The sequence below is a fragment of the Catenibacterium sp. GCM10023432 genome (assembly GCF_042651925.1).
Taxonomy (GTDB): Bacteria; Bacillota_I; Bacilli_A; order Erysipelotrichales; family Coprobacillaceae; genus Catenibacterium; species Catenibacterium mitsuoka.
This window is the reverse complement of record NZ_JBHSEB010000040.1, coordinates 18,332-30,199: the sequence shown is the minus strand read 5'-3', so window position 1 is coordinate 30,199 and position 11,868 is coordinate 18,332. Positions and strand designations below refer to the sequence as shown.

Genomic DNA, 11,868 nt, shown 5'->3' with positions numbered 1-11,868 from the left:
CTACAACATCATGTCCGCTCTGTAGTAATTCTACACAGACATGACTACCAATATAACCTGCACCACCTGTGACTAATACATTCATATTTATTCCTCCATAACTTTGCAGCCACCTAATTTTCTTACCTTAAGTACATGACAGCTGCCTTCGCCAAATAGTTTTTCAATTTCTTTCTTATATTCTGGAACAAAGTCATTTTCTACAAATGCCTGAATTGTACCTGCGAATCCACCACCATGTACTCTAGATACACCATGGTCTCCTAATACGATTTCACTTAATGCTAGACCTGCAGAAACTGCCTGATGCTTATAATCAAAGTCTGCATAAACATTCTGTAAGAACTTATAGCTTGAGTTACCAGATTCCTTGATTAACTTCTTGAATAAGTCAAAGTCATCATTGTTTAATGCTTCTACAATCTGAGGTACTCTAGCATTTTCCTTGAAGAAATGAATAGCTCTTAGAATTTCTCTATCATTCTTAACGGATGCTCTGACATCAGCAAGATGATCAAAGAATTCCTTTTCATCTACTTCTCTTAAGAATTCCTTACCAAAGTAATGAGCAACATCCTTCATTTCAGTGGGGATAGCACCATAAGCATCTGTTAAATCTGCATGGCTTCCCTTTGTATCAACGATACATAAGCTATGATCATATTTAGAGAAGTCTACATCCACATGATTTACAACAGGATGTTCTGTATCCTTGAAATCGATAGAGATAAGTCCACCAACGGCACATGCACACTGGTCCATTAATCCACAAGGCTTACCAAAATAGACATTTTCAGCATACTGTCCTACTTTTGCGATAGTGACCATATCGATGCTCATATCGTTATATAAGCCATCAATGATTGTACCGATGATTGTTTCAAAAGCAGCTGAGCTAGATAAACCAGCACCTACTAATACATCACTTGTAATGAATGCCTTGAAACCACCGATATTGTAGCCTAGTTCTTTAAGTTTAGAGACAACACCTCTGATTAGTCCTTCTGAAGTACCTTCTTCTTCATCCTTCTTATCTAGATCATTTAAATAGATTGGCTTAATATTAAAGCTATCAGATACAACATTGATTACATCATCCTGTCTAGCGACTACACCAATGGCATCTAAGTTAATAGAACCGGCTAATACACAACCATGCTGATGGTCTGTATGGTTACCTGAGATTTCACTTCTACCTGCAGCACTATAGATGCTGACATTTTCATCACCATAAAGTTCAATGAACTTATCTAATGCATTGGCATATCTATCTTTCTGATAATCTACAAGACTTGCATCTTCATATAAGTCTTCTAATAATTGATTATGTTTATTTGATTTAAATTCTTCTTTTAATAAGCTTGCTTTCATTTTGTTACCTCGAATGTATATACTGTTTCTTCTTTAAATTGTTTATTTGCGTTTAAGATAACCTTTGGATTTTCTTCTTTATGAATACTATCTGGTAAATAACTTGTTTCAATACATAATGCATCTTGTGGATGCATAGTATATCCATATTTATCTAACTGTCCATCTAAGTAGTTTGCACTATATACCTGTGCTGATGGATAAGTAGTAGATACAGTTAATTTAATACCAGTTTCTGGAGAATAAAGTTCTGCCTGATTTTTATCTGTATTAAATACAAATGGATGGTCATAACCACGTGCTGTGATTAACTGTGGATGATTGTCTTTGATACAGTCTCCAATCACTTTTTCACTTCTAAAGTCAAATGGATTATTTGAGACATCTAATAATTCACCTGTATATAATCCATCACCATCAACACAGCCTACTTCATCAGCATTAAGTTTTAATACATGATTATGAACACTTGATGCATGTCCATTTAAGTTGAAATATGAATGGTTTGTGATATTGATGATTGTATCCTGATCACTTGTTGCTTCATAGCGCATATGAAGTGATGTTCCTTCAATTGTGTAATAAGCATAGAAATCCAATGTACCTGGATAGCCTTCTTCACCATCTTTAGATACATAGTGGAACTTGACACCATCTTCTATAAATTCATAATCAAATACCTTGTAAGAGAATCCTTCAATACCACCATGCAATGAGTTAGGACCATTATTAATAGGAACGTTATAAGTCTTCCCATTTAATGTGAAGGTTCCCTTCTCAATACGGTTGCATACTCGCCCTACCAAAGCACCAAGATATGTACCATCTCTCTTCTGGTAATCTGATACTTCAGGGAAACCTAATACACAATCACATGGATTTCCTTCTTTGTCCTTCACTACAGCTTTAAGTAGTGTGCAGCCAAAGTTTGTGACTTCTACATAGAAGTCCTTGTTTTCTAAGCCGATGACAACAATGCCATCATCTAATTCTTTCTTAATTTCTACCATAAGCCCTCCACGAAGCGACTGAATCCTTCAATTCCTTCATCAGTCATTTTATATACACCAGCATCTTCTAATACTGCTACAAACTTCTTAGTGACTTCAACTTCTAGGAATTCATCAACATCCTCGTAATCACAATTCTTAAGATATTTGTACCAGTCTGCATGCTTCTGTAATGATTCATTTGAATCAAAATCCGCATTTCCTAATAGACACTGTTTGATATCTTCTAATTCATTCTTTAATCTTGCAGGAAGAACAGCTAAGCCCATTACTTCAATTAAGCCGATGTTTTCCTTCTTAATGTGATGGTGTGCAGCATGAGGGTGGAAGATTCCTAAAGGGTATTCTTCAGTTGTACGGTTATTTCTAAGTACTAGATCTAACTGATACTTTCCATCCTTCATACGTGCTATTGGTGTTACTGTGTTATGTCTTACACCATCTGTATATGCAATGATATTTAGTGATTCATCACTATAATCAATCCATCTTTCAAGAATAACATCAGCCAAAGCAATGATTTTTTCTTTGGAAGTAGAGGTAAGTCTTAGAGTTGACAATGGCCAATACAGCATATCTATCTGTACATGATCATGTTCATAACTCTTGATAACTTTCGCATCTTCCATAGGAAAATGATGACGACCGCCTTGGTAGTGATCATGGGTAAGGATAGAACCACCTACGATTGGTAGATCAGCGTTACTTCCCAGCATATAATGAGGGAACTTATCTACAAATGCGAATAGATGCTCGAATGTATTGTGGTCAATTTTCATTGGCTGATGTTCTTCATTAAATACGATACAGTGTTCATTGTAGTAAACATAAGGTGAATACTGTAGGTAATAGCGATGACCTGCAAGATCTAGTGGGATAATACGATGATTCTGTCTAGCAGGATGCTTCATATTACCTGCAAATCCAACATTTTCTTTACATAATAAGCAAAGAGGATAGTTTGTAGATTTGATATTCTTTGCAGCTGCGATTGCTTTAGGATCCTTTTCTGGTTTAGAAAGGTTGATAGTAATCTGAATATCACCATATTTAACATAATGGTTAAACTTGATATTCTTATCAATACGTGATTTACGAATATAGTTACTACTAATACTTAAATCATAAAAGTAGTCTGTTGCTTTTTCTGGAGATTCATTATAAAGAGTGTTGAACTTATTTACCACTTCACTAGGACGAGGCATGAGGCAGTTCATAAGTCTTGTATCAAATAAATCTTTTTCAGTCACAGAATCTGAAATCATACCTTTTTCTACTGCATAGTCAAGAATATGATCAATGATATCCTGTGCTGTTTCTAATTCTTCATCGATTTCTTCTAATTCAAATTCATCTAACTGAAGTAAATCTAAAATTAAATTTGCGGCATAGTACAAGTCATCTGTACTAATCATGCCTTTTTGTAACGCAAAGTTGAGTAATCTGTTGATTTGATGGTTCATTGTATGGTCTCCTCTTTTTTTTATTTTGTTTTTTCTTCAACTACTATAATAAACCTTTTAGTAAAATAATCAATATTTTTTTAATTATTTTACTATTTAATTTACTTATTATTTTACTAAAATAAAAAAGAGAAGTTTTATTACTTCTCTCTGCATGAATTTCTAATAACCAATTGACATGGTAATTGTATTCTACATGGATAGCTGATATCCTCTTCTGTAATCATTCTATGTAATAATGAAGCCCCCATCTCTCCCATCTCACTTGAAGGTGCATAGACAGTAGATAATGTAGGTCGTGTGAAGTTACATGCATCCACATCATTGAATCCCATAATAGACACTTCTTCTGGCACTTTGATTCCTGCATCTAATAAAGCCTGCATAGCCCCCATCGCAAGAGGATCATTGGCACAGAACACTGCAGAAGGTATTTTTCCTTCCTCAATCACACGATTCATGACAGAATAGCCTTCATCTCCTGTCATTTCATGATTGGTTGTAAATATTTCATATTTTATTCCTAGATATTCACAATATTTAATAAAGCTTTTCTTTCTAGAAATTGTTTGTAAAGACATCTCATCATATTCATTTCTTCCCATAAAACCAATTGTTTCATGTCCCTGCGAATGAAAATAGTTGACTACTTTACACATCGCGTCATCAAAATCCAATGAGATACAGACATTTGTGATAGGAGACAAATCCATATCTAGTAAAACAATTCTACTAGATAACTTACTAAATGTATCGAGATACTTCTTTTCAAACTTTCCAATACAGATAATGCCATCCACACCTTCTAATACCTGCTTCATATTCATATCATCGTATCTTACTTTTGTAGAAGCCATCTTTTCTTTTCTTAAATATTTCTCGACCCCTTGTAAAATAGATAAGAAATAAGTATCTCTAAATTCCTGTTCAAATGTATAACACTGGATAATACCTATATTAAATGTTTTCTTCTTTTCTTTTGATTTTAAGGAGTAATTGAGTTCACTAGCTACTCTTAATATCTTCTCTTTTGTCTCAGGTAAAACCTTCAATGTTTTATCTTCATTTAATACTCTTGATACAGTTGCGATAGAAACATCCGCTGCTTTCGCAACATCCTTAATTGTAGCCATTTCGTTTTCCTCCTCAACATTACTATAATAATTAATATATCACAATCCAGATAAAATGAGGTAAAAATTTTAGTAATATTTTAACCAATTTTAATGATAAATTATTTTTTCTTTATTTTCATTGTATGTATCAAACTTTTTTTCTACCTTGCCTATATTTTTTTTATTTTTTTATTGACGTGTCTACTTCTACATGGTATTATAGGTGAGCAGTCAAGAAATGGGCCTGTAGCTCAGTTGGTTAGAGCGCACCCCTGATAAGGGTGAGGTCGATGGTTCAAATCCATTCAGGCCCACCATTTCTAAAACTGTTAAACATGGGCCTGTAGCTCAGTTGGTTAGAGCGCACCCCTGATAAGGGTGAGGTCGATGGTTCAAATCCATTCAGGCCCACCATGTTTATTTAAAATTTCTTTGGGGCCTTAGCTCAGCTGGGAGAGCGCCTGCTTTGCACGCAGGAGGTCAGGAGTTCGATCCTCCTAGGCTCCACCATTTAGAACTTAACAGACACATTTGTGTCTGTTTTTTTATTTCATTGCGTAAAAAAGAACCATAGTCCTATATAAAGGATTATAGTTCTTTACTTTTAGTATCCTGCACCAGTGTCTGTATTCTTCATGATTTTAACTAGGCGGCTTGTACCAAGTCTGTCAGCACCAAGTTCGATGAACTTTTCAGCATCATCAAATGAACTAATACCACCTGCTGCTTTTACTTTAACTCCTTCACCTACATGATCATGCATTAACTTCACATCCTCAAATGTAGCACCTGCAGTTGAGAACCCTGTTGATGTCTTAATGTATTCTGCACCTGCATTTGTGACTAATTCACACATCTTGATCTTTTCTTCTTCTGTAAGAAGACATGTTTCAATAATAACCTTTAAGATTTTACCATCACATGCTTCATGAATCTGACGGATTTCATCTTCTACTTCTTCATATCTCTTATCTTTTAAGAATCCGATATTAATAACCATATCAATTTCAGATACACCATTTGCGATAGCATCCTTTGTTTCAAATACTTTTACTGCAGTTGTACTGTATCCATTTGGGAATCCAATAACTGTACAGATAGGAAGTTTACCATCCACATATTCTGCTGCCTGTTTAACATAAGCAGCTGGAATACATGCAGATGCTGTACCATATTTGATTCCATCATCAAGGATCACCTTAATGTCTTCCCAAGTGGCACTCTGAGCCAATAATGTGTGGTCTACTTTTTTTAAAATTTCATTTGTGTTCATTTTTTATACCTCTCTTATATTCTATTATAACAGTTTATCTAGAATAGAATAGCCAATTCTATCTTTTGGCATCTTAATTCCAAAATTTTCTGTAATTGTTGCACCAATAATCGCAAATGTATCCGTTGATTCTAATTCACTTTTTCTTAATAAAAAGAATAAGTTAAGCTCAAATTATAGTTTTCTTTGTTTCTATATTCCTATAATGCTATAATGGGTGAAATGTTAACAAGGAGGTTAATATAATATGTTAGATGCATTTGCGAATAACTGGACAATACTGGTTATTTCCTTCTTTATTTATAGTTTCTGTGGATGGATCTGGGAATCACTCATCTGCCCTATCGCCACAGGTCATAAGATACATAACAGTGGTTTCTTAACTGGACCTTGCATTCCTATTTATGGATCAGGTGCGATTATTGTATGTGCTTTATTTCCTATCTCTAAAGATTGGTCTCTTATCTTTATAGAAGGAGCTATTGTCGCATGCTTTATTGAATATCTCACATCTTATTTCATGGAAAAGATGTTCCATGCAAGATGGTGGGACTATTCTCAAATGAGATTCAACTTAAATGGTCGTATCTGTTTAGAAGGTTTCTTTATTTTTGGTTTCTTTTCTGTCACTGCAGTGAAGAATGTACAGCCACATCTGACTCATATGCTTATTCAATATGATTATATTCCAATGGTTATTGCTTCTACTGTGTGTATCACACTATTCACAAGCGACTTAATTACTACATTTCTTGAAGCCACTCATCTTGCGAAAAAACTTGAGACAGTCTCTCAGGATCTTAAGAAGTTTGCAGATGAACTAGAACTAGATATTCATAATGAAATTACAACAGATGATATCTTTAAGATTGCACGTCAATTAAAGGATAGTCACCGTGAACATCTTATTAAGAAATATTCACATCGTCGTTTAGTCAAGGCATTCCCTGATATCTTAAACAAATACCACACAAAAACTCAGAAATAATGCATCTGAGTTTTTTTTTTGCGTGAAAACGTTTATAATAAATAAGAGGAGGTATGACCATGGAAAAGAATGCATTATTTAAACTCAGTTATGGTTTGTATGTATTAGGTGTAAATGATGGTAATAAGCCTAATGGCTGTATTATTAATACAGCTGTTCAGCTCACAAGTAATCCTTATCGTATTGCAGTGACTTTGAATAAGGCGAATTACACTCATGATGTATTGATGAAGTCAAAGAATATGACTTTATCTGTGCTTGATATCACATGCCCTTTTGATATCTTTAAACGATTTGGTTTCCAAAGCGGCAAAGAAGTTAATAAGTTTGATGGTTTTGATATATATGATTTGAAAGACTCATTACCTTACTTAACACAATATGCAAATGCATATATGAAAGGTCATGTTATAGAAACATTGGATGAGTTAACACATACGATGTTTATTGTAGAACTTGATGATGCTGTTATCTTAAATGATCATGATTCTATGACATATGACTATTATTTCAAGAATGTAAAACCAAAACCAGAAAAGAAGAAAAAAGGATGGGTATGTAAGATTTGTGGATGGGTCTATGAAGGTGATGAATTACCTGAGGATTTAATCTGTCCTATTTGTAAACATCCGGCATCTGATTTTGAGCCACTTTAGGTAGGAGGAAAAAGAATGTTTAATGTAAGACAAATAAGTGATGATTTTTATTATGTAGGAGGCAATGATAGACGTTTAGAACTATTTGAAAATGTTTATCCTATTCCTGATGGAATAAGTTATAATTCTTACTTATTAGTAGATGATAAGACTGTCTTATTAGATACTGCAGATGCAGCGATTGCTCATCAATTCTTAGAAAATTTAGAACATGTACTAGATGGTAGAACACTTGATTACGTAGTAGTCAATCATATGGAGCCTGATCATTGTGCAACACTTTGTGATATTGTAATACGTTATCCTGATGTAAAGATTGTGGGTAATACTATTACATTCCGTATGATGAAGCAGTTCTTTGATTTTGATGTAGATCAGCAAGCTATAGTTGTCAAGGAAGGCGATACTTTAGAAACTGGACATCATGTATTAAGCTTCGTTACTACACCAATGGTACATTGGCCTGAAGTCATGATGACTTATGATTCTACAACTGGTATTTTATTTAGTGCGGATGCATTTGGTACTTTTGGTGCACTTCATGGCAATTTATTTGCAAGTGAAATGGATCTAGATGAATCATTCTGGAATGAAGCAAGACGTTATTATACAAATATTGTTGGTAAATATGGTGTACAGGTGACTAATGCCTTAAAGAAAGCATCTACTCTCGATATCTCAATGCTTTGTCCACTGCATGGTCCTATCTGGGATGAAGATATTAACCTAATGGTAGAACATACTGCATGCTGGGCATCCTATAAACCTGAAGTAAAGGGTGTTATGATTGCCTATGGTTCCATTTATGGTGGTACTGCCAATGCAGCAGAGATTCTTGCAAGTAAGTTAAGTGAAAAAGGTATTCACAACATTAAAGTGTATGATGTATCTAAGACTGATCCATCTTATATCTTATCTGAAAGTTTTAAATATTCTCATCTTGTATTCGCAAGCGCATCTTATAATGCGGGTTTATTCACACCTATGCAGAACTTATTGGTAGAAATCAAGGAACATCTTTTACAGAATCGTACATGTGTTTTAATTGAAAATGGTACATGGGCACCAAGTGCTAAAATGACTATGAAAGCTATTCTTGAATCATTATCTTGGAATTATATTGGTGAAGAGCTCACTATTAAATCACGTATGAAAAATGCAGATTATGAAAAAATTGAAGCTCTTGCTGATGTGATTGTAAAAGATATGAATGAAGAACATCAAGTAAAGGAAGAAACTCCTGTGCGTAAATGGCGCTGTAAGATCTGTGGTTATGAATATAGCGGAGAAGAACTTCCTGAAAACTTTATTTGTCCTCTATGTAAACATCCTGCTTCAGATTTTGAAGAAATAACTGAATAATACATACAGCCAAGCCGAAGAAACATTTATTTCTTCGGCTTTTCTATTGACAACGTATAAACATATTCATATAATTAAATATGTAAAAACGTTTATATGAGGAGGAGCCATGGAAAAGAGAAATGAATTCTTAAATGCGAATGAAGATGTTGTTTCAAAGGTTTTAGAGAATCAGCCTGATGATGAATATCTTTATGATTTAGCAGATTTATTTAAGACATTTGGTGATTCTACAAGAATCAAAATCCTCTATGCTTTATTTGAAGGTGAACTATGTGTAGGTGATTTAGCTACTATATTACAGCTTTCTCAGCCAGCCATTAGTCATCAGCTTAAGGTATTAAAGGATGCAAAACTAGTAAAGTTTAGAAGAGAAGGAAAGGTTATCTTCTATTCATTAGATGATGATCATGTAAGAAGTATTTTATCTATTGGTATGAATCATATTGAAGAGTAAAGGAGAAAATAATATGAAAAAGACTTATAAAATAGATGTAGATTGCGCAAATTGTGCAAATAAGATGGAAGAAGCAGTAAAGAATACTGAAGGTGTTAAGGATGCCACTTTAAGTTTTATGACTTTAAAGTTAAAGGTTGAGTTTGAGGAAGATGTTGATCCTCAGGCAGTTATGGAAAAAGCAAGAGAAAATTGTAAAATTGTTGAGGATGATTGCGAAATCTTCCTTTAATAAGGAGTGATAGAAATGACAAAGAAGCAAAAGAATGTTTTAAATAGAATTATTATTGCGATTGTCTTATTGATTGTAATTACAGTATTTAAGACAATTGTCCCTGTACCAGGCTATGTCGAGTTTATCCTCTATTTAATTCCCTACTTTGTGATTGGACATGATATTCTAAGAAAATCCATTAAAAATATCAGTCATGGTCAGGTATTTGATGAAAACTTCTTAATGGCTGTCGCAACAATCGGAGCTATGTGCCTTGGTGAATATCTTGAAGGTTCTGCCGTTATGGTTTTCTATCAAATTGGTGAATTATTCCAAAGCATTGCGGTTGGTAAGAGTCGTAAGAATATCGCTGCTTTAATGGATATTCGTCCTGATTATGCCAATATCATGGTGGATGGAGAGATTGAAGAAGTAGATCCTGATGATGTAGAGATTGGTAGTGAAATCATTATCAATCCTGGTGAAAAGGTTCCTATTGATGGAATTATTGTAGAGGGTGATACAACACTAAATACAAGTGCCTTAACAGGTGAAAGTGTGCCTCGTAACGCCCATTGTGGTGATGAAATCTATAGTGGTTCTATTAATATGACAGCACGTATCACAGTTAAAACAACAAAAGAATTTGGTGAATCAACAGTTTCTAAGATTCTTGATCTTGTAGAAAACTCAAGTATGAAGAAATCCAAAACAGAAAACTTTATTACAAAGTTTGCAAAGTATTATACACCTGTTGTATGTTATAGTGCGCTCGCTTTGGCTGTTATTCCCCCTATTGTCTTAACTATTATGGGACAGCCTTCCCATGTCAGTGACTGGATCTTTAGAGCCCTCACATTCTTAGTAATCAGCTGTCCTTGTGCTCTTGTTATTTCTATTCCATTAAGTTTCTTTGGTGGTATTGGATGTGCCAGCAAGAACGGTATTCTTGTAAAAGGTTCTAATTACCTAGAAACATTATCCGATGTTAAGTACTTTGTATTTGATAAGACTGGTACATTAACTAAGGGTGTATTTGAAGTGACTGATGTTGTACCTGCCGAAGGTTTTGATAAATATAATTTACTTGAATATGCTGCTTATGCAGAAAGTGCTTCAACACATCCTATCAGCGTCAGCTTAAAGAAAGCTTATAATCAGAAAATCGATAATAAACTTGTAGATCATATTCAGGAAATTGCAGGACATGGTGTAGAAGCAGACTATAATGATCATCATATTCTTGCAGGTAATGCGAAATTAATGAAGTTAAAAGGCGTTGGTTATAGTGCTTATACAAAGGCTGGTACACTTGTATATGTAGCAGTTGATGACAAATATGCAGGTTGTATTGTGATTTCTGATATTATCAAGGATCATGCAAAAGAAGCTATTAGTGGTTTGAAATCATTAGGGGCAAAGGAAACTGTTATGTTAACAGGTGATAGTGCTTCTACTGCAGATTTTGTAGCCAATACAATTGGCATTGATACAGTACATAGTGAACTTCTTCCTGCAGATAAGGTAGAAGAAGTAGAAAAGTTGTTAGCTAATAAATCAGACAAAGAAAAACTTGCCTTTGTCGGTGATGGTATCAATGATGCACCAGTACTCTCTCGTGCTGATATTGGTATTGCGATGGGTGGTCTTGGTAGTGATGCTGCCATTGAAGCAGCAGATGTTGTTTTGATGGATGATGATCCATTAAAGATTTCCCTTGCAATGAAGATTTCTACTAAGACATTAAAAATTGTAAAACAGAATATCGTCTTTGCGTTAGCTGTTAAGTTCATCTGTTTAGTATTGGGTGCACTTGGTATTGCGAATATGTGGCTTGCAATATTTGCAGATGTAGGTGTTATGATTCTTGCAGTCATGAACGCAACACGTGCACTCACAATTCATAATTAAAGGTATCCTCAGGGATGCCTTTTTCATTGTATAAAAAAACATCTAGCC

12 protein-coding genes and 3 tRNA genes are annotated in these 11,868 nt (G+C 34.4%); 9 read left to right on the top strand and 6 right to left on the bottom strand.

Annotation, left to right across the window (positions count from 1 at the left end; translation table 11 throughout):
- From ACFOZZ_RS05885 to ACFOZZ_RS05865, 5 genes are all read right to left on the bottom strand, one after another.
- The coding region (locus ACFOZZ_RS05885; protein ID WP_376814897.1) for an NAD-dependent epimerase/dehydratase family protein at positions 1-85 on the bottom strand (85 nt) is incomplete at its 3' end.
- A 2-nt stretch (positions 86-87) separates the two neighbouring features.
- The gene (locus ACFOZZ_RS05880) at positions 88-1,371 is read right to left on the bottom strand and encodes a galactokinase (protein ID WP_376814896.1); all 1,284 of its coding nucleotides are present in this window, start codon (positions 1,369-1,371) and stop codon (positions 88-90) included.
- Positions 1,368-2,381 carry an aldose epimerase family protein gene (locus ACFOZZ_RS05875; RefSeq protein ID WP_055235065.1) on the bottom strand — a complete coding sequence of 338 codons (1,014 nt, stop codon included), beginning with the start codon at positions 2,379-2,381 and terminating at the stop codon, positions 1,368-1,370. The genes ACFOZZ_RS05880 and ACFOZZ_RS05875 overlap by 4 nt, the downstream gene beginning before the upstream one ends.
- On the bottom strand, positions 2,375-3,844 hold the full coding sequence (galT, locus tag ACFOZZ_RS05870; protein ID WP_147556477.1) for a UDP-glucose--hexose-1-phosphate uridylyltransferase: 1,470 nt from the start codon (positions 3,842-3,844) through the stop codon (positions 2,375-2,377). Before galT ends, ACFOZZ_RS05875 begins: the two co-directional genes overlap by 7 nt.
- Before the next feature lie 140 nt (positions 3,845-3,984).
- Entirely contained in the window at positions 3,985-4,977 is a 993-nt protein-coding gene (locus tag ACFOZZ_RS05865; protein WP_055235067.1) for a LacI family DNA-binding transcriptional regulator, read from the bottom strand.
- Positions 4,978-5,199: 222 nt separating this feature from the next.
- Between ACFOZZ_RS05865 and ACFOZZ_RS05860 the strand changes: the two genes are divergently transcribed.
- The 3 genes from ACFOZZ_RS05860 to ACFOZZ_RS05850 all read left to right on the top strand — a co-directional run bounded on the left by ACFOZZ_RS05860 (position 5,200) and on the right by ACFOZZ_RS05850 (position 5,469).
- Positions 5,200-5,276 (top strand) — tRNA-Ile (locus tag ACFOZZ_RS05860).
- Positions 5,277-5,296: 20 nt separating this feature from the next.
- Positions 5,297-5,373, top strand: a tRNA-Ile gene (locus tag ACFOZZ_RS05855).
- A 20-nt stretch (positions 5,374-5,393) separates the two neighbouring features.
- Positions 5,394-5,469: transfer RNA gene (locus ACFOZZ_RS05850), tRNA-Ala, on the top strand.
- 94 nt (positions 5,470-5,563) lie between these two features.
- On the opposite strand, the gene deoC is transcribed toward ACFOZZ_RS05850, so the two are convergent.
- Positions 5,564-6,232 (bottom strand): deoxyribose-phosphate aldolase, encoded by a 669-nt coding sequence (deoC, locus tag ACFOZZ_RS05845; RefSeq protein ID WP_055289415.1) that lies wholly within the window; start codon positions 6,230-6,232, stop codon positions 5,564-5,566.
- Between the two features lie 247 nt (positions 6,233-6,479).
- Here deoC and ACFOZZ_RS05840 point away from each other — a divergent pair, with 247 nt between their 5' ends.
- The 6 genes from ACFOZZ_RS05840 to ACFOZZ_RS05815 all read left to right on the top strand — a co-directional run bounded on the left by ACFOZZ_RS05840 (position 6,480) and on the right by ACFOZZ_RS05815 (position 11,820).
- Entirely contained in the window at positions 6,480-7,220 is a 741-nt protein-coding gene (locus ACFOZZ_RS05840) for a putative ABC transporter permease (RefSeq protein WP_278780475.1), read from the top strand.
- 59 nt (positions 7,221-7,279) lie between these two features.
- On the top strand, positions 7,280-7,876 hold the full coding sequence (locus ACFOZZ_RS05835; protein ID WP_055234179.1) for a flavin reductase: 597 nt from the start codon (positions 7,280-7,282) through the stop codon (positions 7,874-7,876).
- Positions 7,877-7,891: 15 nt separating this feature from the next.
- A complete protein-coding gene (locus ACFOZZ_RS05830; RefSeq protein WP_055289413.1) occupies positions 7,892-9,238 on the top strand; it encodes a rubredoxin-like domain-containing protein in 1,347 nt (448 codons plus the stop codon).
- A gap of 109 nt (positions 9,239-9,347) precedes the next feature.
- Positions 9,348-9,695: an ArsR/SmtB family transcription factor gene (locus tag ACFOZZ_RS05825; RefSeq protein WP_006505676.1), complete on the top strand. Its 348-nt coding sequence runs from the start codon at positions 9,348-9,350 to the stop codon at positions 9,693-9,695.
- Between the two features lie 13 nt (positions 9,696-9,708).
- Positions 9,709-9,927, top strand: a complete 219-nt coding sequence (locus ACFOZZ_RS05820) for a cation transporter (protein WP_055234177.1) — start codon at positions 9,709-9,711, stop codon at positions 9,925-9,927.
- 15 nt (positions 9,928-9,942) lie between these two features.
- Positions 9,943-11,820, top strand: coding sequence for a heavy metal translocating P-type ATPase (locus ACFOZZ_RS05815; RefSeq protein ID WP_376814895.1), 1,878 nt, complete (start codon positions 9,943-9,945; stop codon positions 11,818-11,820).
- Positions 11,821-11,868 lie beyond the last annotated feature (48 nt).